Raw genomic sequence first — 23,936 nt, forward strand, 5'->3', positions numbered from 1 at the left:
GCAATAAATGAATGTGATATACCTCCTATCCAGGCTAGAAATTCTTTTTCATCATAGATGGTGGCTGCGCGAATGCGGAGCCATGTTGGTTTCTTATGGTATAAGAAAAACTTCGCTTCAGCTATTATAGACGAAACGAATGCCCAGTTTTTCTAAAAACATTCATGTAAAAGGAGAAAGCAGATGAACAGAAAGAACGCAAAAATGTTATGGGGCGCACTAATCGTTTTTTTAATACTGTTATCCTATATCCTCCCCTACACAATTATGTCAGGGATTCAGGCCTGGTATGGCAGTTTTTTGCTGTGGGGTATTATCGGGATCCTGATTATCGTAGCGAATATCATGGTCACAAGGGATTGGAGGGAATAAAATGAGTTCAAATCTGGTAACTTTGGGAATTGTAATTTATGTTGTTTTAGCATTAGCCGTTGCATTGATGGCGCGACGTGGGAACCGGACGGATATGTCTGGTTACTTCCTTGGCGGCCGCAACATGAATGGGATTTTATCAGCATTAAGCTACAGTGCCACAACGTACAGTGCTTTTATGCTGGTCGGTTTGGCCGGTCTTACGTATCAAGGCGGGGTCGGTGCGCTTGGGTTTGAAATAGTTTACTTCACCGGTGTTTCGCTCGTTGCCTTATTCGGTCCGCGTTTTTGGCTGGCAGGGAAAAAATTTGGCTATGTTACACCTTCGGAAATGGTTGGGGATCGTTATGAAAGTAAAACGGCAGCTGCGGCTATTTCAATTGTAAATTGTTTGTTTCTTATTCCATACTGTGCAGTTCAGCTCGCAGGCATAGGCTATTTATTACAGGGAATCACCAATAATGCCATTCCCTTTACCGTGGGAGTTGTGATTGCCACTGGCCTAGCCATTCTTTTTTCTTATACAGCTGGCATTCGTTCCGTTGTTTGGACAGATTCCCTGCAAGCAGTGATCATGATTATTACATCTACACTCGTTGTGCTATTGGTAATCCATGGGTTAGGTGGTTTTGGCTCGTTTTTTGCTACATTGCAAACCGATCATCCTGATGCACTTTCCGTACCGGGCAATGGCTATTTTAATTTCTTAACATTTCTTGGCTTGACACTGCCATGGTTTTTCTTTAGCTTGTCCAATCCCCAGGTGAGTCAGCGAATGTTTATGCCTGCATCACTAAAGGGGTTACGGCAAATGCTGATTGGTTTTCTTGTATTTGGCTTTATTTACACCTTCGTATCGGTATTATGGGGATTTTCTGCACTTCAAATGTTTCCTGATCTAACTACAGCCGATTTGGCAACACCAAAATTATTATCGTCTGACCTGGTACCACCGGTTCTTGGTGTTATCGTCATGATTGGTATTCTCGCTGCTGCTGTTTCGACCATCGATTCGATTATGCTGACATTGTCATCGATGGTCGCACGTGATGTATATGGGAACTTGCAAAAAGATGCCTCTGATGCGAAACAATTACGGGTTGGAAAAATCGTGATTCCTATCATCGCAATTTTGGCGTTTGCCTTTGCCGAGCTGGAACTTAACCTGATAGCCATATTGTCTGTCGCAGCATCGTCCGGATTAATTGTTACAGTTCCAGCGTTTTTTGGTACCTTTTTTTGGAGACGTGGAACCGCTGCAGGTGTCATTTCCAGTGTATCAATTGGTGCAGTTATCGTCATGATGTTGGAATTCACCGGTTTAAAACCGTTTGGACTGGCTGCCGGGATTTGGGGGCTCATCATTTCCACAGTACTTTTTATTGGTGTAAGTTTGGCGACAAAGGCTCCTGTAAAAAAGGCGGAGCTATTTATCACTATATTGAAAACGAAGCCGGAGAAAAAGCAACAGCAGATATCACAAAAAGAACTGAAATAAGGAAGGAACAAGCCCCAGTGTACCTTCCTTATTTCTTTAAAAGATACTTAAATCCCATTGCTTGGCGATATGCCGCAATAAACGAATTCCTGCTATACTGTTCCCTTTGTTATCTAATGCTGGACCATACACACCGATGCCACAGCCCTCAATAAATGGTAATTCTTCCTCACGAACCCTTGGTGGTGCTACTGCCATTATCCCACCGGAAACACCACTTTTCGCCGGAATCCCGACGTATGTCGCAAATTTTCCGGAGGCATCATACATTCCACAAGTTAACATTAACGCCTTCACAATACGCGCAACCTGGCGGGGGATAATCTCTTTCTCTGCTTTCGGATCCTCCCCATCATTTGCCAAGATCATTCCGATTCTGGCGAGATCATCCACCGTCACTTCGATGGAGCACTGTTTGAAATAAGTTTCCAACGTTATGTTTAGATCTGATTCAAGGAATCCGGTTTCCAGCAAATAATAGCCAATTGCCCGGTTTCGCATCGAAGAATCTCGCTCTGATTCATAAACATCAACATTAATCGCTGGACGATACCCAAGCATCGCCTCCATTAAATTCAGGATTGGTTTCAGCTTTTGATCGGACGTTTTTCCTTGTAAAATTGATGTTACAGTAATTGCCCCTGCATTAATTAATGGATTGAACGGCTTTTTTACCTGTTTCATTTCCAAATGCATGATCGAATTAAAAGCCTCTCCAGTTGGCTCCACATCAACCCGGTCAAGCATATAGCCAACACCCCGTTCCATACAGGCAGTAATAAAACTTAACACCTTTGAAATACTCTGGATGGTAAATGGGATATCGACGTCACCTGACCGAATCGTCATCCCATCTTTCCCCATGATGGAAATACCTAAATGGTCTCGATTTGCTTCAGCCAAAATCGGGATATAGGAAGCCACTTTTCCTTCCGTTGTATGTTTTCGGTAAAAGGATACCCAATCATCAACATAATTCTCAAGCCATTCCTGCGTTTGCTCCGTATTCCAGTTTGCTGCTCCTTGCACCATTACGATCACCTCACGAAAAGTTATGTAAAAGCGATGCACAAAAATTATTTCAGAATTTTCCCTGTTATGTGTGTTCTTATGCTACCATAAGTATAAAGATACTATATCACCATCTATCTGCAACGATATGTTTACAAAGGAGTTTTTGTTATGCCGGACTATGATTACTACAAAGAGGCATTAAAAAATGTAACAAAACCATGTGCATTCCTGAATCTTGATGTGCTGGCTGAAAATATCCATGATATCACCGGGAAAAGCAATAACAAAAAGATACGGATTGCCAGTAAATCAATTCGCAGTGTTGCTGTCTTAAAAACGATTCTTAACGCCTCCCCTGTTTTTCAAGGGATTATGTGCTTTACAGCTGATGAAGCCGTGTATTTAAATGGGCATGGTTTTGACGATCTGCTAATCGCATATCCAGTTTGGGATACTTACCACTTAAAACAGATTGCTAAACTCAGGAGAGACAATCATATCATTACCGTGATGATTGATTCAATTGAGCACATTGATCGTCTGGAAAAAGCCGCCAAGGCGGAACATTGTACATTCTTAGTATGTATCGATATCGACCTGTCTAGTGATTTTTTTGGTCTTCATTTTGGTGTGCACCGTTCACCGATAAAAACGCTTGAACACGCAATGGCAATTATCAACCGCGCCACTGGCTCCAACTACCTGCAAATTGACGGGGTAATGGGGTATGAAGCGCAGATCGCCGGTGTTACCGACAATGACCCAAATCAGAAGGCAAAAAATAATGTAATCCGATTTTTGAAAAGAAAATCATCAGCAGAACTGATCAAAAAGCGAGACATGATCATCAAAGCAATAAAAAGGAAAGGTATTTCATTGCGATTTGTCAATGGTGGTGGTACAGGGAGCCTGCATCAAACATCACGTGAAACAGAAGTTACGGAGGTGACTGTTGGATCGGGCTTTTTTAATCCGGGTTTGTTCGACTATTATCAAGCATTTAAACGACAGCCAGCTGTTGGATTTGCCATTGAAATCACCCGTATTCCGACAAGTCATATTTATACTTGTTCAGGTGGCGGCTATATTGCTTCGGGAGCTACGGGTCATGATAAGCAGCCACATGTTTATTTGCCTGAAGGTGCCAAACTTATTGCGAATGAGGGTGCCGGCGAAGTGCAAACACCAATTTATTATGCCGGAAAAATCCAGCTTACCCACGGTGATCCAATTATCATGCGTCATAGTAAAGCTGGAGAATTATGTGAACGTTTCCATTACCTTCATCTTATCCAAAATGGAAGGATAATTGGTAAATACACGACCTACAGGGGGGACAATCAATGTTTTCTGTAAAAACAAATGAATGGAAAAACTGGTCAGAAACGGTAATGAGCCGATCGGAGGCATTTCGGCATCCGAAAACGGTAAATGAAATTGCGGCAATAGTTGCAGAATGTAATGCAACAGGGAAAAAAATACGGGTGGTCGGTGCGGGCCATTCCTTTACCCCATTGGCCGCAACAAGCGAGGTACTCGTTTCGCTTAAGCATTTAACTGGAATCGATACAATTGACCGGGAACAAGACCTTGTTACAGTATGGGCAGGGACTACTTTGAAAGACCTTGGCGAATTACTTTATAAAGAAGGATACGCAATGGAGAACCTCGGTGATATTAATGTCCAGTCCATCGCCGGTGCGATAAGTACTGGAACTCACGGTACCGGGATTAACTTTGGCAGCATCTCTACACAGGTTACCATGCTGACAGTCATTACGGCATCTGGTAAACAAATGGAAATAGCTGCGGATAAAAACGCGGAATTTTTCCAAGCCTCACGGATATCATTAGGAATGCTTGGCGTAATTGTCAAAGTACAGTTGCAGGTTATACCATCGCATCAATTAATTAGTGAAACCTACAAAACACCGCTTAATCACTGTTTAGCACGGTTAGACGAATTAAAACAGGCAAACCGCCATTTTGAATTTTTTTGGTTCCCGTACACGAAAACGGTGCAAATAAAGCTAATGAACAGCTCCGGAACTAACCCGCAGCCGAATAAAAAAGGAAGTACATTTAATAAAATCGTGATCGAAAACGGTGCGTTTTGGCTATTATCCCAAATGTGCCGTATGCAGCCTAGATTGAGTAAAACGGCAAGCAATATTTCGGCATTAGGTATTCCCTCAGCTAAAGAGGCCGGTAATAGCCATGCATTGTATGCAACCCCACGATTAGTAAAATTTTATGAAATGGAATACAGTGTGCCTGCAGAAAGGATGCGCGTTGTGCTTGAGGATATTCAATACGTACTGGAAAATCAAAAGTTCGCGGTGCATTTTCCAATTGAGTGCCGCTATGTAAAAGGGGATGATATTTGGCTTAGCCCGGCCTATCAGCGCGATTCCGCCTATATCGCCGTTCACATGTACAAAGGCATGGAATTCGAGCCCTATTTTAACGCCATGGAAGAAATATTTCAGTATCATGGAGGTCGCCCGCATTGGGGAAAAATGCACAACATGACGGCACAGAAGCTGGCGTTGGCATATCCAAAATTCCACGACTTTTTGCATGTACGTGCTAAGCTTGATCCGAATGGGATGTTTTTGAATGCGTATCTTCAGAAATTGTTTGCAGTTTCTTAGCAAACTTTAAGACAATTAATAATTGTATCTGAATATTTTTTGAGATAAGCTGTGAATCGTATAATAATCAAGCGCTTCTTTGGTTGAATGTATCACGACATCGAAAGGGAGAAATTCGCCGATCAAAAGTGAGAAATCGCTGATCGAAAACCTTTCTTCACCGCTGACACAGCAACATTCCTTTTGCATAATCTTCGGAGTTATTCAAACAAATAGGTTTACAAATACTACACAGAACGAACCCTGAAAGCCTCGCTAAAGGTCTTTCAGAGTTCGTTTTTCTGGCAATCATCTCTGTTTAACTTAAGCGCCAACTCACTTAACAATGTTTAGCTAGCTTGATTCACAATCAGCAGAATTTTTCCATGATCCAGCTTCTCTTCAAGCTCGTTCGCTTCATGTTGTGCAAAACCGAGTTCTTTAAATTTCTGACGGAGTTCATCACCTTTTTTACGAAAAATGTTTCCAACCGCTGTGCCTAGTCCTTCTTCACTCACACCAACCTTATTAGCATCAACTTTTTCAGCTACTCTATTGGTCCGATCGGCATCGTGAGACATTACATACAAGTTGTCCTTATGGATTCCTTTTGCTGACAGTTCTTTCACTTCAGTCATTAAAGCAGTATCATCCTGAAATTCCTTTACTATTGGTTTCATGAAATCTCCTCCTCAAATTGATAGATTGGTTCAGAGCATGATACCTGTCCTTCAGCTCTATAATTTTTATACCCGTATCCATTATGGTTAAACGTAAAAAAATGTGGGGAAATAACGATTACATGTAAATTCCAGGTAATAATACCGATCAATCAAGTTTCTTCATGAGATTGAAAACGTATCTTCCTATTATATTTCGATAAAAAAAGAGACTAACCTCGCAGCTAGTCCCTCATCATCCGTTTATTTTCCGATAAATTCTTGCGTCCAGTAATTGCCGTTTTCAACATATCCTACACCAATATGGGTGAATTTCGGATTTAAAATGTTGGCACGGTGACCTTCACTGTTCATCCAGCCATTTACGACTTCTTCCGGTGTACGTTGCCCTCTGGCAATGTTTTCTCCAGCTGAACGGTAGCTAATACCATATTGCTTCATCATATCGAATGGTGAGCCGTACGTTGGGCTGTTATGAGAAAAGTAACCATTTGCACTCATATCACGTGATTTTTCATGTGCTACTTTGCTTAATTCCGCATCTACTTTAAGTGGTGATAGGCCTTGCTTTTCACGCTCTTGATTGGTTAAGTCAACAACTTGTTGTTCATATTGGCTTAACCCTTGTGATTGTGACTCATTTTGCTGTTCATTTTTATCTGCAGCAGGCTGTTGTGTAGTTGTCTCTGTTTTGTCTGTTTGCTTCGGCTGTTCTTGTGTTTGCTTTTGTTGTTCTTGTGGTTGTTCTTGTGTTTGCTCTGGCTGTTTTCCTTCTTGTTTGTCTTTATCGGCTTGTGCTTGCTGATCACCTTGATGTTTCCAATTCAGTTGGCAATGCTTGAAATAATCATTTAGTAGATTACTATTGTTGCCTTGTGAAGATTTGTGCCAGTTTCCACCATTAACAGAATAATAAACTTTATATGTTTTATCTGATGAATGATCTGTGTTAGCCGATGCATCTACAGAAGATAACGCTCCGCCAAATAATAATGCTGTCGATAACGCCGTAACGACGCCGAGTTTTTTCAACATCTTTCATGCACTCTCCTTTGGTTTTTGTTTTTGCAAAACTAATCATAGCATGGTTTTTTTGTAATAAAGCTGGAAAGGCCTGCCAACGCAGAATAAACAAAAATAATTTACAGGGCATGTCAATAAAAATCTTTAATTTCCAAGAAAAATAGACTTGTATAATATCGGTCAAACAGGAAAATGTTCAATACACTGGTAAAAATTACAGTAAATCCGCTATTGACACCCCCGCAATTTCCGATGTTATATTACAAAATATCTGAATTTGTAATCAGATTGTTACTTGATTTTTCAACGATTTAATGATTGGAGTTGTCCTGATCGAGTTAAAGAATCATCCTCCCAACCTACTAAATAACAAAATATGTAAAGTGCTTATCTACCCCCAAAAATTATGTTATGGTATAGAAGATATTTAATTAGAAAACTGTCATCATTGGAGGAGCTTATATGTTATCTAATGCAGAAATTGGAATAGATTTAGGTACGGCAAATATACTTATATATTCAAAATCAAAAGGAATTGTTTTAAATGAGCCGTCCGTTGTGGCCATCGATGTTAATACAAAAAATGTTGTTGCGGTCGGTGCAGAAGCAAAAGAGATGGTAGGAAAAACACCGCAAAACATTGTTCCGATTCGACCTTTAAAAGACGGCGTTATTGCGGATTATGATGTGACCGCTCAGATGCTGAAGGAATTTTTGAAAAAGGTCAGCAAAAAAATGGGACTGTCGATGCGGAAACCTACTATTGTTGTTTGTACACCATCTGGAAGTACCACAGTTGAACGCCGCGCCATTCATAATGCAGTCACAAGCTACGGCGCAAAACAGGTCCACTTAATTGAAGAACCAGTTGCTGCTGCGATTGGCGCCGATTTACCAGTAGACGAGCCAATCGCTAATGTGGTTGTCGACATTGGCGGTGGTACTTCCGAAGTAGGAATTATCTCATTTGGCGGGGTTGTCTCCTGCAATTCTGTCCGGATTGGCGGCGACAAGATGGATGAAGAGATTATCCAGTACATCCGCAAAAAATACAACATTCTTATCGGGGAACGAACAGCAGAAAATATTAAAATCGAAATTGGCTACGCACATCCTGATCATAAGGAAGAAACAATGGATGTTCGCGGACGTGATATGGTCACCGGTTTACCAAAAACTGTTACCATTTCATCATTTGAAATTTATAATGCATTAAAAGAATCATTGCAGCAGATCCTGGAGGCAATCCGTGCGACACTTGAGAACTGCCCGCCGGAATTAAGCGGTGATATTGTTGATCGGGGTATCGTTTTAACAGGCGGTGGCTCCCTATTGAACGGAATGAAGGATTGGCTGGCGCAGGAAATTATTGTTCCTGTTCACATTGCACCAAATCCCCTTGAGTCGGTTGCAGTCGGGACAGGACGGGCTTTGAAAATGATATCAAAGCTGCAAAAAGCCGCGAAATAATAGACTATTTGTGGCCGTACGCCGATATAGTGTACGGCTATTTGCTATTTCTAAATTTATCCAATCTATGGAAGTACATCGGTTAAAAAGGAGCAAAAGGCTAAAGTTCATACTGATTATGCTGAAGTTCACGAAAGGAAACCTGAAATTCATTTTTAAGACTTTTAAAAAAAATAAATAATGCTGGTTTTAACAATAACCTTTGCAGACATTTACCATTAGATCCAAGGATTTCCCCACTAACCCCTCAATCTAACAACTTTCTCAAAAAAATAAAGGATTTTCCCGATACGTGTTGAATATATAGAGTAATGTAGCGAGGTGATTGCATGTATACAATTATTTACATTTATCGCATCAAAAAAGTACATGAACAGACGTTTTTAGATATTACTGAAAAGGCTAGCGAAATTTATTTGGCAAATGGTGCCTTGGAAGACACTATATATCTCGCTGATGCGTTACATGGTCAGCATGGCTGTACGGGATTAATGTCAATTATTGATGTAGCAGAAGATGAAGCCGTTTATTTAGGGCAGAGTGTATTTCGTAATAAGTCCCATTATGAGGATGTCATGAAACAGGTTAATCAGGATGAAGAAATTAGCCGGTTATATGATGAAATGACCAAGATCATTGATTTTACCAGGGTGATCTCTGCTACGTTTACAACTGGCGACAGGAAATAATACAGCATTTCAATATTTTTTAGAAAAAGGGATTTACAAATTATTCAGAACAAAATATAATAGGAATTAATGAATCATGTTGGAAACAATGCCATGTTCCGTTCACATGATTATAAGTTTACGAATCGAACTATGCGATAAGAAGCCAAACCATTACAAAACATACACTGCCTAATCTGTTTACAGTACTATCCCAGTTCTGTTCCAGCAGATATAAAGCCAGTTCACATTGACTTGCAGCAACACGACTGTGGTCAATTTGAATTGGCTTTTTTCACTTTAAGATTTCATAGGATAAAAGTATAAGAGAAACTTTAGACTCGTTAGTATGGACGAGGCGAATAACCGAGTTTTTCTAACATTTCAAGAAAGGAGTGGTGACATGACGGGAGCACTGGAAAATGTGAAAGTGCTTGATCTATCCCGTGTTTTAGCTGGCCCCTATTGTACGATGATCCTTGGCGATATGGGGGCCGAGGTTATTAAGGTCGAAGCACCAGGCGGAAGTGATGAAACGAGAGGCTGGGGTCCCCCGTTTCAAAATGGTGTAAGTGCCTATTATTTATGTGCCAACCGCAACAAAAAGAGTATCACCGTCGACCTGAAATCCACTGAAGGTATTGAGGCTATTAAAAAGCTGGTTTCTGAAAGCGATGTCATCATTAATAACTTTAAATCCGGTACAATGGAGCGATTTGGGCTTGACTATGATACGCTCACCACAATCAATCCGGGGATTGTATACTGCTCTATTACTGGCTTTGGTGAAACAGGTCCTTATCAGCACATGCCAGGATATGACTTTATCATTCAGGCGATGAGTGGGTTTATGAGTATTACTGGCAGTGAGGATTCAGGTCCGCAAAAGGTTGGTATTGCCATTACTGATATTTTGACAGGGTTATACGCCTGTATCGGCATCCAAGGTGCATTACTCGAACGCACCCAGTCTGGCAAAGGGCAGAAGCTTGATATTTCCCTTTATGATTCTGCAGTCAGCTCCCTTGTCAATATCGGCAGCAACTATTTGATGTCAGGTGAAATTCCGCAAGTACTTGGCAATCATCATGCTAACATTGTCCCCTATCAGACCTTCAAAACTGCAGATGGGGAAATGGTCATTGCGGTAGGGAACGACAATCAATTTAAGGCACTATGTGGTATTCTGGAAAAACCGGAAATCGCCAGTGAAGAACGTTTTCAGACGAATCCGAGCCGGGTTGAGCACCGGGATGAATTAGTACCTTTGCTGCAGAAAGTGTTTTCGACAAAATCCACTTTGTACTGGCAGGAGCAATGCCGGCAGCATAACATTCCGTGCGGGCCGATTCAAAACCTGGAAGAAGTCGCGAATGACCCACAATTAAAGGCACGGAAGATGTTTATTGAATATGAGCATCCAACAGCTGGGGAGATAAAAATGATCGGCAGTCCGTTGAAATTTTCCCGGACGCCTGTCACGGTGAAACATCATCCGCCTGATGCTGGTGAACATACAAATGAAATTTTAACAAAGCTTGGATTGACTAAGACAAATTAATTTAGGAGATGATCAGATGAACTTTGAACTTTCAGAAGAACAACAAATGCTACGGGATACAGTACGAAATTTTGTCGACAAAGAAATTATGCCGTACGCTTCAGACTGGGATCGGGAAGGAAAATTTGATACTAAGATTATGACCCGATTAGCCGACCTTGGCCTGATGGGTGTTTGTATCCCCGAAGAATACGGCGGCAGCGGGATGGACTATAATTCGCTGGCAATTGTTTGTGAGGAACTCGAACGCGGGGATACCGCATTCCGGACCGCAGTTTCTGTCCACACCGGATTGAATAGTATGACCCTGCTGCAATGGGGAACCGAAGAGCAGAAGCAAAAATATTTAGTCCCGCAAGCAAAAGGCGAAAAGGTTGGTGCATTTGGCCTGACTGAACCTGGTGCGGGATCGGACGTTGCCTCCATTCAGTCAACTGCGGTAAAGGATGGCGATCATTATGTTTTAAACGGACAAAAGACATGGATTTCACTATGTGACACCGCCGATCACTTTCTCGTTTTCGCCTATACCGATAAAGCGAAGAAACATCATGGCATTTCCGCCTTTATCGTTGAGCGGACGTGGGAAGGGTTTTCGTCAAAAGCAATCAAAGGAAAACACGGCATTCGTTCCGGTAATACCGGTGAATTATTCTTTGATAATGTTCGCGTTCCAGCAGAAAACCTGCTTGGCGAAGAAGGAGAAGGATTTAAAATTGCGATGGCCTCATTAGATAATGGACGGTTTACCGTTGCCGCCGGTGCATGCGGGCAAATCATGGCATGCCTTGAAGCAAGTGTAAACTATTGCCACGAACGGGAAACATTCGGCAAAGAAATCGGCCGCCACCAGCTCGTTCAGCAAATGATTGCCAAGATGGAAGCGGGCTTGCAAATGAGCCGTTTACTCGTGTTCCGTGCCGGCGAATTAAAAAATCAAGGGAAACGCAATACGAGAGAAACGTCACTAGCAAAATGGCAAGCCTGTGATTTTGCCAATCAAGCGGCTGATGATGCCGTTCAAATCCACGGTGCCTATGGCTACTCCGATGAGTATCCAGTAGAACGCTATTTACGTAACTCGAAGGCACCTGTTATATATGAAGGGACCCGTGAAATCCACACTATCATGCAAGCCGAATATGTACTCGGCTATCGCAAAGACAAACCGCTAAATAAAATGCTGCCAGCCTGGGAAAAGGAATTAGTTTCTAAATAATTTTGTCACGGTCGCATCTCACCTGTAGATGTTTCATATATTGTAGGTGGCCAGATGTGACCTATTCGCTAAAGGAGGAAATTTTTGATGATCGATACAATGATTAACAGTATTTTTATTGATGGCAAATGGCAGCGTGCAGAATCGGATAAAACGACGACCGTCTACAACCCTGCAACACTTGAACCAATTGCCGAAGTGGCTTACGGTGGTGAAGTGGAAACGAAAAAGGCGATCACGGCCGCAGCCAATGCATTTACCACGTGGAGTGAGATGACGGGGCGTGAACGTTCGCACATTTTATATAAAGCATATCAGCTTATGTTGGAAGAAACCGACCGTCTGGCAAAAATTTTAACAACCGAACAAGGAAAACCGTTGAAAGAAGCAACAGGCGAGGTCAAAGGTGCGGCCAATTTTCTGCTTTGGTATGCGGAAGAAGCAAGCCGCAGTTACGGTGAGTGGATTCCATCGTCCATTAAATCCAAGCGAATGCTCGTTATACCGCAACCAGTCGGGGTCGTCGGTGCCATTACACCATGGAATTTCCCATCCTCGATGATTACCCGGAAAATTGCACCAGCGCTCGCCGCCGGCTGTACCGTTGTGCTAAAACCAGCACCGGAAACACCATTATCCGCCATTGAAATCGTTAAAATTCTTGAACGTGCTGGAATGCCCAATGGCGTCGTTAATTTAGTTACCGGGGACGCGGAAGCAATTGGCAATACGCTGCTTACAAGTAAGGACGTCCGTTTAATTACATTTACCGGTTCAACGGCTGTTGGAAAATACTTAATGCGGGAAAGTGCCGAGCATGTAAAAAAACTAGCACTGGAGCTTGGTGGGCATGCACCGATTATCGTGTTTGACGATGCTGATTTAGAAAAAGCTGCTAGCATGTCACTAGCAAGCAAATTCCGAAATAATGGTCAAACATGTATCTGTGCCAACCGGTTATATGTACATGAATCGGTAAAAGAAAAATTCACGCAAGCTTTAACCGAAAAAGTAAAACAACTGAAAATCGGTAATGGACTGGAAGACGGAACCGATCTCGGTCCGCTTATCAATGAGCAAGCCTCTATTAAAGTTCAGACACATCTTGATGATGCAGTGAAAAAAGGTGCACAAATTGTCTGCGGCGGTACGAAATGGAATGGCAATATGGACGGCTATTTTTACGAGCCAACCATTCTCTCCAACATTACCGAAGACATGCAAGTAATGAATGAGGAAACATTTGGTCCAATTATCCCGATCCAGGCCTTTTCCGATGAACAAGCCGTCATCGAAAAGGCAAACGATACGGATTATGGCCTGGCCGCGTATATTTTCACGGAGAAAACGAGCCGCGCTATCCGCGTTTCCGAAAAACTGGACTACGGCATTGTTGGTGTAAACGATGTTTTCCCTGCAGTTGCCGAGGCACCATTTGGCGGTATAAAGCAGTCCGGAATTGGTAAAGAGGGCGGTCATTATGGAATGGATGAATTTTTGGAGAGGAAGTTTGTTTCGATGGGGATATAAGTGAAAAGTTTTTTAGTTCGCAGTCAACTATCCACCCCGGCAAGATTAATGTCGGGGAACGCTTTCTTATATCAGGAAACCAAATTTGTTGAAGCAAATATTTCCCGGATTAAGACACTCTAGTAACAGTAGCTTTAAAATATAGTTTGATCAAAATCACCTCCCAAGCCCATATTTTACGATAAATAAAAAGAATCCGTTTGGAAAGGATTCTTTTCTTGTGAATTAGTATACATTTTTTAATCAAATTACTATTAAAATATATACTCTGATACTAAATAGAAGCATATTCCGATATTCTGTTGTAAATGTCCTTAAAACAGGCGCATTTAACATTTATCTTTCTGAGGTATTGTGGCTTGTTTTTTCATTTCCATTACTTATCCTTCTTCCGCAGCCATTGCCTCTGCTTTAGTCCTATGAACAGTGCCAAATGGATGGTTTGGTGGGGCATATATCGAGTATAGTTTTAAAGGAACATTTCCGGTATTTGTGACATTGTGCCACATTCCCGCAGGTATTATGATGGCAGAGTCATCAAAAATTCTCCTTTGAAAACTTAAATTTTCTCTACCTTTGCCCATTTGGACAATTCCCTGACCTTGTTCAACCCTTAAGAATTGATCAACGTTAGGGTGCATCTCCAAACCAATATCATCGCCAACATGGAGACTCATTAATGTAACTTGCAAATGATTACCTGTCCATATTGCTGTACGATACGTATTGTTTTGCTTGGTGGCTTCATTGATATTTATAACAAATGGGTTTGCTCCATAATCTTTTAACATAATCCTATTATCCCCATAAGATGACCGATACGAACCAAATGTCTCATTAGGATCAGCCCAATAACCTGTAAGATTTCTGTAAGTATGCATTGGTACATTCATATAATAAGGATATTGATACGTATAGGGCACACAGTACATTTTCCCCAACCCCTTCACATAAATTGTTATTCACAAATTATCCTATGTATTGTAGGAGAGGTGTGTGTACTTCACCTAAGGTAACTTTAATGAAACAACTTCATCTTTATCGATTCTAACCCCCCTTTATAATACAGTGTGTTACCATTTTTTTAGTACATCGTATTATAATAATGAAAATAAAGGTGGATAGACAATAGCAAATGAAATTGCATATAGTCTCATTCCACAGAATTGTCTAATTATCAAAATGAACGCGATTCATATAGGAAATTGCGTCCTTATTTAGTACAGTATATAAAAGTCTTACTTCGTTAATGGAACGTTTAATATCATCACCAACTAAAATAATGGAGTTTTGGCGATCCTCAACTGGAGCAAAAATCATCACATATTCGTTATCCTTACCCTTGACTTCACCCTTACTAAAAATCAGATAACTTTTTCACCAGCTGATTCCAAAAACACACCGGATTTACCTTCATCAATAATATAGCCGTATTCTTTATCAATTTTCCGGGCGTTAAGGAATTGATGTTCCAGTTTGCTCATTACTCTATACTTGTTTCCATCGTTATCCGCCTGAAGTTTAATATCGGAGCCAAAGCAATTCTACTGCAGCTGGGGTACTAAGACGAAGACATAAAATGTGGCTTATATACTATAACAACAAAAGAGAACCATTGTATTTAAAGTTCCCTTTAACTGTTCCTCTCCATTTCAAGTTGCATTAAGTCTATTGTAAATCCTGCTTGCATTAACAAATCTAATCCAAGTAATCCGTTAATGTCCTCATATCCAAAGTCATTGAAATCTACCTCTACATTTTCAACTACAAAATCACTAATTTGAATTTGGTCTATTTGTTTTCTAAATGCATGTTCTTTTCCACCAACTCCAAAATAGGTGACAATTCGATCGTGCAAATCAACATGTAGTCCAATATCTTCCACAATATCTTGGGAAATAAGTGTTCTAGCTGCTCCTGTATCTACTACCATATTTTGTATCACTTTACTTTTGCCATTAAATATTAATGTAATATCAACCAAAAGTAATCCATATCTATGCTTGATTTTCATGATAGCGGAATCTCCTTAATCCTACATCTTGGCGGACTTCAAGCACAATGTTTTCATGAGCAGTATGATAAACCAACTCGTCACCTATTGAGTTTAATAATTCCGTTGTTGCACTTTTCTCGGACACGGGCTTAATAACCGCTATATCTTCAATGAATTCTTGACTATTTTCAATATGAGACGATAATACTTTTAATTTAACAAATTGATTAGGGTATAATTCTCTGACCTCTGACCATTTCATGATTTTCACCGTCCCTTCGTTTGGTACCATTATTATAACACCCTTCTATATATCTTTTCATTGTATATAATTGCCCTACGATATTACCCTGGCTCTTCTATATACCATATGTATTTATTATTTATAGCAGCTTCCTTTTAACCGTTCACAAAGTTGAGCCAAGTTGGGATTATAAAAATGGAAGTGTGATTCTGGAATAAGGGAGATAGTCAATTAGTTCACTAATCAGGGCCCCTCATATGGTGGATTTAAATAGTGCTCCGCAAAATCCTCTTTATAGGGGGAGTTTGACTTAAGAATTCTTTCAGCAGATGATACCGCTTACCATCTATTTCATATACTGACTCTCCATTATGAATAATTTCCTTCATAATTTTGGCTGCATACCCTCTAACCTTTTCAAGCAAATACCTCCGTTCGATTATTACTTTATTTAATTTTACAGCATTTGCAATAACAAAAAAGATTTTTTGTTTCTACAAAACAAGTATTCATTTACAAAAAATCTCTTTGTAATTCACCTGGCCCCTGCACCCCTCTGATACTGCTCATACTGCTTATACAAATCCTTCAGTGCCGATTCCAGTGCATTTCCTGCTTTCCCCAAATAATGATCCTTCACTTCCTGCACCGGTTTTTCAATCCCATCCTGCAAACTATAGCCCCGCAGCAGCTGCTGTACATACTCTCTGCCGTGCAAGGTGGCAAGTGTGCAACCGGCGGTAACGATAACCCCGTACTTTTTATCAATTTCAGCTGTAATCGTTAACGTATCGTAAATACTTTTCGCTGCCATCCCCGATGGAAGTCTGGCATGCCCTGCAATAAAAACCGTATTCATTCTCTGTCAATCCTCCCCGAATTAACGAACAAAACCCCGCCCACGGTAGCCTAGCTTTTCGGAGATATCCTGTGCTGTCCTCTCCGTACTTGCTTTAATATAGCTAAGATTGTCACCCTCAAAATGGCTTGACAACCCGCTTACAGTCAGTGCGGCAACGACATATCCGCGATGATCATAGATTGGATAGGATATTCCAGTCGTATCGGCGTCTTGTTCTCCTATACTATAAGAATATCCTGCTTCACGGATTTTTTCCAGTTCCTCTAGCAAACTTTTTCGATCAGTAGGCTCATGATCACCAAGAAAATGCAATTCCTCCCTATCCAGTATTTTTTCCTTCCGTTTTTCATCTAAAAAGGCAAGCAGCAACTTAGGACCGGAGCCCATATATAATGGCGTGCTCTTCCCGATTCTCGTATACAGACGCAGTGCTCTTGTACTTTCTACCTTTTCAATATAAGTCGCCTCATTTTGATTGACGATAACGAGGTGGATGACTTCATTGATCTCATGTGCCAGCTCTTCCATAAATGGCAGGGCAATTCCCCTAAGCTCCAGTTGGTCGGAGACAATTTGTCCTAATTCCAGCAGCTTTAAGCCTAACCGGTAGCGGCTGTCATGCTCCGTTTCCTTTGTTTTATGTAAAAAATTGCATGATTCCAACGCCGACAACAGCCTGTAAGCAGTCGGTTTCGGCATATTTGCTCTGTAGGAAATTTCCTTTAGTGTCAATTCCTGATCTTCTTCGGTAAATAAATCGAGTAATTTTAGTGCCTTGATTACACTTTGGTTCATGATTAATAGACTCCTTTAGAAAAACTCGGCATCCGCCTCGTCTTTCCAGAGGCCAGAAGTCGGAGGTCGGATTGGTAGAAATCGGCAGGTTAGTCGATTTCGTTATGAAGAACCGGCAGCCCTTTTTATCCCGTATCCCCGGAAAGGCAATATGGATATCCCTCTACCAGTTTAGTAGAGGGACTAAAATTAACTATTTACATGTATCGTTTTCTCGGTATTACTTGTTTCCTTAATGATAACACCGCGCTTTGCCATTTCTTTAATATAGGTATCTCCGGCAACAATTTGTTCCGGCGGATAGACACCCTTTTTCGTTATTGTACCATTTGCAATCATTTGTGCAACAACGGAGATCGTATTAGCAGTCGCGCGAGCCATCGCTGTAACATTTGTGTTCCGATCCTTGTACGTCGTCATTTCATATTGGAATGTTGCAGGTTTTCCATCCTTTTCTCCAGAAACAACCACGCGTAATAATACCGCATCATCTTTGTCTTTTAAATCGACGATTGGATCGAGCACTTTTAGCAATACTTCGCGTGGATTGATCTTTTGCCCATTTACATCTACTTCGTAATCCATTCTAGTTAAATTTAAATCTACTAACAGCTTGAATTTTTCGGCATGACCCGGATAACGAATCGTTTTGTATTCCAATGTTTGCAAATTCGGATAAGAAATGGATAATGTTGATGTTCCACCAGATGTATGGAAGGCTTCCAGCGGTCCAAATTTTTCAAAATAGACGCGCTCGATTTCCGATAATGACGGAATTTCCTGTTTTACGCCATCACGAATAATCAGGGACGGGTCGGTGTAATGGTCAAAAACCCCCTCCATCGAGAATACATGATTATATTCAAACGGTGGTTCCGGACGTACTGGTATACCGCCAACATACAATTTAATCGATTCCGTCTTATCCAATTTTGATACCCCATGTCCGGACAGGATATTGATCATCCCTGGTGCAACACCAAGATCAGGAATTAGTGTCACACCAGCCGCCTTTGCCTCATCTTTGAGGGCTAATACTTTATCCGTCATATGGCCAATGTGACCACCAAGATCAACTGAATTAACACCAACTTTGATAGCAGTTTTAGCAACAGATTCATTGAAGGAGTAGAATAAGGCGTTAATAATTACATCAAACTCCATCATATAATTTGCCAATTCGTCTTCATCACTGGCATTTACTTGATAGGCTGTCAGTTTAGGAGAATTTAATGAATCACAAACCTGTTGTGCTCTGGCAAAGTCGATATCGGCAAGGCCAACTGCTGCTACCCCTGAACTCATGACTAAGTCCCGTGCTGCTTCTTTTCCCATTAATCCAGATCCTAATACACCTATTTTCATCAAATCCACTCCTTGTGAAAAGTTATTAAGAGCTACTTGGCTGCAGTAATGCTCCTTAATCCCGTTTTAATGGGCAGGCGAAGCACCCATTTTTAATGCGGAACGAATACAAGCCTCAAAAGGCGGGGTTCAACTGCCCGCAAAGTTCCATTTAAACAAAAAATTCAATAAACTCCAGCCACCGTAGATAACCAGCGAAAAAACAGCAATCCAACACTAGCCTAGTGAGCCTAGAATCGCGCTAAAATCGTGGAAAGCGCCGATCGCCTTTTTTCCCCTTCGATTGGGGTTTCTATATGTTCGATCGGCTTTTTTCCTCTTCTGATCGGGGTTTCTGCATGTTCGATCGGCTTTTTCTCCTCTAGATCGGGGTTTCTGTATGCTTGATAAAAGTGATAAAACACCAGAAATTCGTCGGTAAAACCTCAAAAATCGCCGATAAAAGTAACGATAAGCTACAAAAAGGATCGATCAAGCAACTATCTAAATAGTAAACCACCCGACTACCGTTAAGACGCCTCGGCTAATGCCGTGTTAACCTACTCTACATCGATCTGCGCCCGCTGCAATTTTCCACTGTAATCCACATAGACCGCTTTCCATTCTGTAAATACGTCGAGTGCCGCAACACCAGAATCGCGGTGCCCGTTACCTGTTCCTTTTGTTCCACCGAATGGCAGGTGAATTTCCGCGCCAGTTGTGCCAGCGTTGACGTAGACGATTCCGGTATCAAGATCACGCTGGGCTTTAAATACACGATTAACATCTGCTGTAAAAATCGAACTTGATAAGCCGTACGTTACTCCGTTGTTTACCTCAATCGCCTCTTCAAAACTCTTAACTGGAATCAAAGAAACAACGGGACCAAAGATTTCTTCCTGGGCGATTCGCATATCCGCCGTTGCATCCGTGAACAGGGTCGGTGAAAAATAATTTCCCTTTTGATGGTCATCCTCATTCAGGACATAACCGCCGGCAAGCATTTTTGCCCCTTCCGCTTTACCAATTTCGATGTACTGTTTAATTTTCTCAAGACCTGCTTGATTAATAATTGGACCGACTTTAATCGATTCGTCCAAGCCGTTTCCAATGGTTAGTTTCTCCATTTCCACAAGCAGCCGTTCTTCTAATCGTTCCTTGACCGCTTCGTGAACAATCACACGGCTGCATGCGGTGCAGCGCTGGCCGCTTGTGCCAAAGGCGCTCCAGAGAATACCTTCCACAGCCAAATCCAGATCAGCATCATCCATCACAATTACCGCATTTTTTCCGCCCATCTCGAGGGATACTTTTTTCAGTTTCATCCCACATTTGCTGGCGATATTTCTTCCTGTATCATTCGACCCTGTAAAGGAAATAACCCGGATATCATCATGTTCAACCATCGCATCGCCGACTTCTGATCCAGAGCCAAACACAACGTTCATAACTCCTTTTGGCAGCCCTGCCTCTTCTAAAATCTTAGCAAGTTCAAAGGCCATAATTGGTGTCTCGGTTGCTGGCTTCCATACAACCGCATTTCCTGCAACAATTGCTGGGAATGACTTCCAAGTGGCAATTGCAATCGGGAAATTCCATGGCGTAATAATGCCAACAACACCAACTGGTGCCCGCATGCTCATCGCGAATTTATCCTTTAATTCCGACGGGGTCGTCTGCCCAAACAAACGGCGTCCTTCACCAGCCATGTAAAAGGCCATATCAATTCCTTCCTGCACTTCTCCGCGCGCTTCCTCAATAACCTTTCCGTTTTCCATTGTTAATAATTGGGCAAGCTTTTCTTTCCGTTCCTTCATCATGCTGCCAACGCGAAACAGTACCTCGGCTCGATGTGGTGCAGGCACCAGTGCCCATTCTTTTTGTGCTTTTTTGGCAGCTGCCACGGCATCATTCACACTTCCCCCGCTGGATAACGGTACCTCAACAACAGTTTCGCCAGTTGCAGGGTTAACAACCGCAGCCGTTTTCCCGTCTGATTCAATCCATTCCCCATTAATAAAGTTTTTTAGGCTTCTTACTTCTAATAATGCTTCTGCCATATTAAATACCTCCTAAAATTTTTTATGAACAAAGGTGCAGATTACTTGTTAGAACGATCCCGAATTTCCTGGATGGTTGATGATACGGAAATTTGCTCTTTATCGGTTATAATCTCAATAACTGTTGGTTTGTTTGATTTTAATGCCTCGTCAAATACACGCTCAAACGCCTCAATCGTATGAACCGTAAACCCTTTAGCGCCAACACTTTTTGCCAGGTCAGCAAATGACACATCCCCTAGATCTGTTGCCATCACTTTCTCCGGATAATGTATTTCCTGATGCATGCGAATCGTTCCATACATGTTATTATTAAACACGAGACTTATGACCGGAATATGATAGCGGACTGCGGTCTCCAGTTCCTGCACGGTCATCATAAAGCCGCCATCACCAGACAACGACACAACCGTCTTTTTCGGAAATGCAAGCTTTGCACCAAGTGCTGCCGGCATTCCGTACCCCATCGCCCCCGAAGTTGGTCCAACATACGTATGTTTTTCGGTAAATGGATAAAAGGCGTGCAGCCATCCGGCAAAATTTCCGGCATCGTTGGTTAATAACGCATTTCCCGGAAGTTTATCTGCCAGTATTGCAACAACATGCTTGTTTAGCACATCATCATCTTTCAAAACTAAACGACTGATCGATTCATATGCCTTCCGCCGCTCTTTCACCCAACCGCTCCAAACGGGATCAACGTCCAAACCTGTCAGGGATTGGAGCGCCTCCTGCAGATCGGCCACAATTCCGACGTCTGGCTGATACACTTTTCCAAGCGTTTCAAAGTCGATATCGATATGAATCAGCTTTTTGGCTGGGTTGATAAGCCTGTAATCCTGTGTCGTAACTTCGGAAAGCCGCGTTCCAAGCGCCAGGATCACATCCGCATCCGTTACCGTTTCAAGGATCTTTTTATTCGTTCCAAGTCCCAGATGCCCAACATATAAGGCATGATCATTCGGAAAAACGTCATGCCGGCGAAATGCTGCAGCTACGGGAAGCTGATATTTTTCCGCAAAATTAAGCAGTGCCCCTTCTGCTTGTGAACATTTCACTCCGCCACCCGCAATAATCAAAGGATGTGTTGCCCCAGCTACTATTTCCTCGACACGTTTTATTTCTTCTGTTGCTGGACTTGGCTTTGGCTTGATCGTTGCTGGTCCAAAGTGCATATCTGATACTACCGGTAAAACATCCTCCGGTAAAGAAACAATAACAGGTCCTGGTCTACCCGTCTGAGCGATTCGGAATGCCCGCTGTACCAGCTCTGGCATCCGTTCCGCGTCTTTTACCTCCACCGCCCATTTAGCGATATGCTGGAAATAGCTATCCAAATCAACTTCCTGGAACCCTTCCCTGCCCCGGAATTTGCTATGTACCTGGCCAAGAAACACAACCATTGGCGTTGAATCCTGGTAGGCTGTATGAACGCCTATGGAAAGATTTGCCGCGCCAACACCTCTTGTTGCCAGCACGACACCAGGTTGTAATGCCGATTTCGCATATCCTTCCGCCATAAATGCTGCTCCACTTTCATGTCTTGCAGAAATGACTTGAATCGCCTGCTCATCATATAAGGCATCCAACAAGGGCAAATAACTTTCTCCAGGCACACAAAAGACGTTTGTAACTCCCTCGACTTTCATACATTCTACAATTGCCTGGGCAGCCGATAATTTTTTCGTTGTTTGTGGAGCCAAGTCAGTCTTCACGATTCGTGCACCCCCTTTAAATCCATTGCTTTTATCCGGTTGATGACTTGATCCAGCCGCCCCGTTGTCACGGATAGGGAGATACGGATAAAGCCCTCACCAGTTGGCCCAAAAGCTGTACCAGGAGTAACAATAATGCCAGCTTCCTCCAGTAATTTATTGGCAAAACCGATGGAGGTATACTCATCCGGAACACGTGCCCAGAGAAAAATGGTTCCTTTTGGCTTTTCCGTATAAATACCTGCTCTGTTTAAAGCGGCATGCAATTTCTCCATGCGCATTTCGTATTTTTTGTTATTGGCTGCTACTGCTGACAGATCACTTTCGAGTGCAGCGGCAGCAGCCTTTTGAATCGGGAGAAACTGACTTGTATCAATGTTACTTTTTAACGTAGCCAATGCCCCTATAACCGTTTTATTTCCGACAATATAACCGATCCGCCAGCCGGTCATACTAAAACTTTTTGACAATGATCCGAATTCAACTGCCCAGTCCTTGGCATTTGGTGCCTGCATGACACTCGGTGCTTTGTATCCGTGAAACGTAACCAAATCGTAGGCGGCATCATGGGCCAGGAGCACGTTGTTTTCCCGGGCAAATGCAATCGCTTCCACAAATGTGCTTAAATGAACAGTTGCCGCAGTTGGATTGCTCGGGTAATTTAACAGCATTAATGTGGCCTTTTCCTTATCTTCATCCGTAATGTTATCAAAAAGCGGCACATAGCCATTTTCTGTATCAAGTGGTAACCGAACGCTTTTCCCGCCAGCTAGATGTACCGCAGTACGATAAGCTGGGTAGCCTGGATCGGGAACGAGCACGGTTTCGCCAGGATTAATAACGGCATGCATTAAATTGGCAATTCCTTCTTTTGACCCGATTAATGCCAGTACCTCTGTGTCTGGATCCAATGTAACGCCATAATGTTTTTGGTAATAGTGGGAAACAGCCTCCCTAAATTCAAGGCAACCGCTATAGGTTGAATAGCGATGGTTGGCAGAAACTCTGGCCTCTTCCGCCAGTTTGTCAATGATAAAATCCGGTGTCGGCAAATCCGGTGCACCGATTCCTAAATCGATTACATTGACCCCCTTCGCTTCCAGCTCTTTCTTTTTTTCCTGAAACGCAGCGAATAAATAAGGCGGCAAGCTTGTTACTTTGTCAGAAACAAAAGTCATTATCCATCCTCCCTATTTCACTATTTGAAACGATATTTCATATAACTATTATAAGTGTAAATCACATTTTATAA

Annotated in this window: 22 protein-coding genes; 9 read left to right on the plus strand and 13 right to left on the minus strand. The window is 42.0% G+C overall.

What is annotated here, in order from left to right; translation table 11 throughout:
• Positions 1 to 183: 183 nt before the first annotated feature.
• Together IEX12_RS14945 and IEX12_RS14950 are read left to right on the plus strand one after the other, a co-directional pair.
• A complete protein-coding gene (locus IEX12_RS14945) occupies positions 184 to 372 on the plus strand; it encodes a hypothetical protein (protein WP_088053385.1) in 189 nt (62 codons plus the stop codon).
• Between the two features lies 1 nt (position 373).
• A complete protein-coding gene (locus tag IEX12_RS14950; protein ID WP_155555444.1) occupies positions 374 to 1,870 on the plus strand; it encodes a sodium:solute symporter family protein in 1,497 nt (498 codons plus the stop codon).
• 36 nt (positions 1,871 to 1,906) lie between these two features.
• Here the strand turns inward: IEX12_RS14950 and IEX12_RS14955 are convergent, their stop codons facing one another.
• On the minus strand, positions 1,907 to 2,902 hold the full coding sequence (locus tag IEX12_RS14955; RefSeq protein WP_188725442.1) for a glutaminase: 996 nt from the start codon (positions 2,900 to 2,902) through the stop codon (positions 1,907 to 1,909).
• 150 nt (positions 2,903 to 3,052) lie between these two features.
• On the opposite strand from IEX12_RS14955, the gene IEX12_RS14960 reads away from it, so the two are divergent.
• A complete protein-coding gene (locus tag IEX12_RS14960; RefSeq protein WP_188725443.1) occupies positions 3,053 to 4,240 on the plus strand; it encodes an amino acid deaminase/aldolase in 1,188 nt (395 codons plus the stop codon).
• Positions 4,228 to 5,538 (plus strand): D-arabinono-1,4-lactone oxidase, encoded by a 1,311-nt coding sequence (locus IEX12_RS14965; RefSeq protein ID WP_188725444.1) that lies wholly within the window; start codon positions 4,228 to 4,230, stop codon positions 5,536 to 5,538. Before IEX12_RS14960 ends, IEX12_RS14965 begins: the two co-directional genes overlap by 13 nt.
• Before the next feature lie 329 nt (positions 5,539 to 5,867).
• Here IEX12_RS14965 and IEX12_RS14970 read toward each other — a convergent pair whose 3' ends face one another.
• Both IEX12_RS14970 and IEX12_RS14975 read right to left on the minus strand, forming a co-directional pair.
• Complete coding sequence (locus IEX12_RS14970; protein ID WP_088053379.1) at positions 5,868 to 6,197, minus strand: YflT domain-containing protein; 330 nt, start codon at positions 6,195 to 6,197, stop codon at positions 5,868 to 5,870.
• 243 nt (positions 6,198 to 6,440) lie between these two features.
• Positions 6,441 to 7,232 (minus strand): CAP domain-containing protein, encoded by a 792-nt coding sequence (locus tag IEX12_RS14975; protein ID WP_088053378.1) that lies wholly within the window; start codon positions 7,230 to 7,232, stop codon positions 6,441 to 6,443.
• A gap of 450 nt (positions 7,233 to 7,682) precedes the next feature.
• Here IEX12_RS14975 and mreBH point away from each other — a divergent pair, with 450 nt between their 5' ends.
• The 5 genes from mreBH (at position 7,683) to IEX12_RS15000 (ending at position 13,668) form a co-directional block, all read left to right on the plus strand.
• Complete coding sequence (mreBH, locus tag IEX12_RS14980) at positions 7,683 to 8,690, plus strand: rod-share determining protein MreBH (protein WP_102415755.1); 1,008 nt, start codon at positions 7,683 to 7,685, stop codon at positions 8,688 to 8,690.
• Between the two features lie 329 nt (positions 8,691 to 9,019).
• A complete protein-coding gene (locus tag IEX12_RS14985; RefSeq protein WP_188725445.1) occupies positions 9,020 to 9,379 on the plus strand; it encodes a DUF1428 family protein in 360 nt (119 codons plus the stop codon).
• A gap of 382 nt (positions 9,380 to 9,761) precedes the next feature.
• Positions 9,762 to 10,919: a CaiB/BaiF CoA transferase family protein gene (locus IEX12_RS14990; RefSeq protein WP_088053375.1), complete on the plus strand. Its 1,158-nt coding sequence runs from the start codon at positions 9,762 to 9,764 to the stop codon at positions 10,917 to 10,919.
• A gap of 16 nt (positions 10,920 to 10,935) precedes the next feature.
• On the plus strand, positions 10,936 to 12,138 hold the full coding sequence (locus tag IEX12_RS14995; RefSeq protein ID WP_088053374.1) for an acyl-CoA dehydrogenase family protein: 1,203 nt from the start codon (positions 10,936 to 10,938) through the stop codon (positions 12,136 to 12,138).
• An 87-nt stretch (positions 12,139 to 12,225) separates the two neighbouring features.
• Positions 12,226 to 13,668, plus strand: coding sequence for an NAD-dependent succinate-semialdehyde dehydrogenase (locus tag IEX12_RS15000; RefSeq protein WP_088053373.1), 1,443 nt, complete (start codon positions 12,226 to 12,228; stop codon positions 13,666 to 13,668).
• 380 nt (positions 13,669 to 14,048) lie between these two features.
• Here the strand turns inward: IEX12_RS15000 and IEX12_RS15005 are convergent, their stop codons facing one another.
• The 10 genes from IEX12_RS15005 to IEX12_RS15050 form a co-directional block, all read right to left on the minus strand.
• Complete coding sequence (locus tag IEX12_RS15005) at positions 14,049 to 14,600, minus strand: cupin domain-containing protein (protein WP_088053372.1); 552 nt, start codon at positions 14,598 to 14,600, stop codon at positions 14,049 to 14,051.
• A 238-nt stretch (positions 14,601 to 14,838) separates the two neighbouring features.
• Positions 14,839 to 14,991 (minus strand): hypothetical protein, encoded by a 153-nt coding sequence (locus tag IEX12_RS15010; RefSeq protein WP_155555447.1) that lies wholly within the window; start codon positions 14,989 to 14,991, stop codon positions 14,839 to 14,841.
• 310 nt (positions 14,992 to 15,301) lie between these two features.
• The gene (locus IEX12_RS15015; RefSeq protein ID WP_088053371.1) at positions 15,302 to 15,682 is read right to left on the minus strand and encodes a retropepsin-like aspartic protease; all 381 of its coding nucleotides are present in this window, start codon (positions 15,680 to 15,682) and stop codon (positions 15,302 to 15,304) included.
• Positions 15,666 to 15,956, minus strand: coding sequence for a hypothetical protein (locus tag IEX12_RS15020; RefSeq protein WP_371871328.1), 291 nt, complete (start codon positions 15,954 to 15,956; stop codon positions 15,666 to 15,668). Before IEX12_RS15020 ends, IEX12_RS15015 begins: the two co-directional genes overlap by 17 nt.
• A 487-nt stretch (positions 15,957 to 16,443) precedes the next feature.
• Positions 16,444 to 16,767, minus strand: a complete 324-nt coding sequence (locus IEX12_RS15025) for a DUF3870 domain-containing protein (RefSeq protein WP_088053370.1) — start codon at positions 16,765 to 16,767, stop codon at positions 16,444 to 16,446.
• A gap of 21 nt (positions 16,768 to 16,788) precedes the next feature.
• Positions 16,789 to 17,565 (minus strand): IclR family transcriptional regulator, encoded by a 777-nt coding sequence (locus IEX12_RS15030; protein ID WP_088053369.1) that lies wholly within the window; start codon positions 17,563 to 17,565, stop codon positions 16,789 to 16,791.
• Positions 17,566 to 17,754: 189 nt separating this feature from the next.
• On the minus strand, positions 17,755 to 18,930 hold the full coding sequence (locus IEX12_RS15035; RefSeq protein WP_088053368.1) for a saccharopine dehydrogenase family protein: 1,176 nt from the start codon (positions 18,928 to 18,930) through the stop codon (positions 17,755 to 17,757).
• Between the two features lie 539 nt (positions 18,931 to 19,469).
• A complete protein-coding gene (locus IEX12_RS15040) occupies positions 19,470 to 20,969 on the minus strand; it encodes an aldehyde dehydrogenase family protein (RefSeq protein ID WP_088053367.1) in 1,500 nt (499 codons plus the stop codon).
• A gap of 41 nt (positions 20,970 to 21,010) precedes the next feature.
• Positions 21,011 to 22,684 carry a thiamine pyrophosphate-binding protein gene (locus IEX12_RS15045; RefSeq protein WP_268811341.1) on the minus strand — a complete coding sequence of 558 codons (1,674 nt, stop codon included), beginning with the start codon at positions 22,682 to 22,684 and terminating at the stop codon, positions 21,011 to 21,013.
• Entirely contained in the window at positions 22,681 to 23,862 is a 1,182-nt protein-coding gene (locus IEX12_RS15050; RefSeq protein ID WP_088053366.1) for an aminotransferase class I/II-fold pyridoxal phosphate-dependent enzyme, read from the minus strand. The genes IEX12_RS15045 and IEX12_RS15050 overlap by 4 nt, the downstream gene beginning before the upstream one ends.
• Positions 23,863 to 23,936 lie beyond the last annotated feature (74 nt).

The organism is Lentibacillus populi, from assembly GCA_014642895.1.
Classification (GTDB): Bacteria; Bacillota; Bacilli; order Bacillales; family Amphibacillaceae; genus Lentibacillus_C; species Lentibacillus_C populi.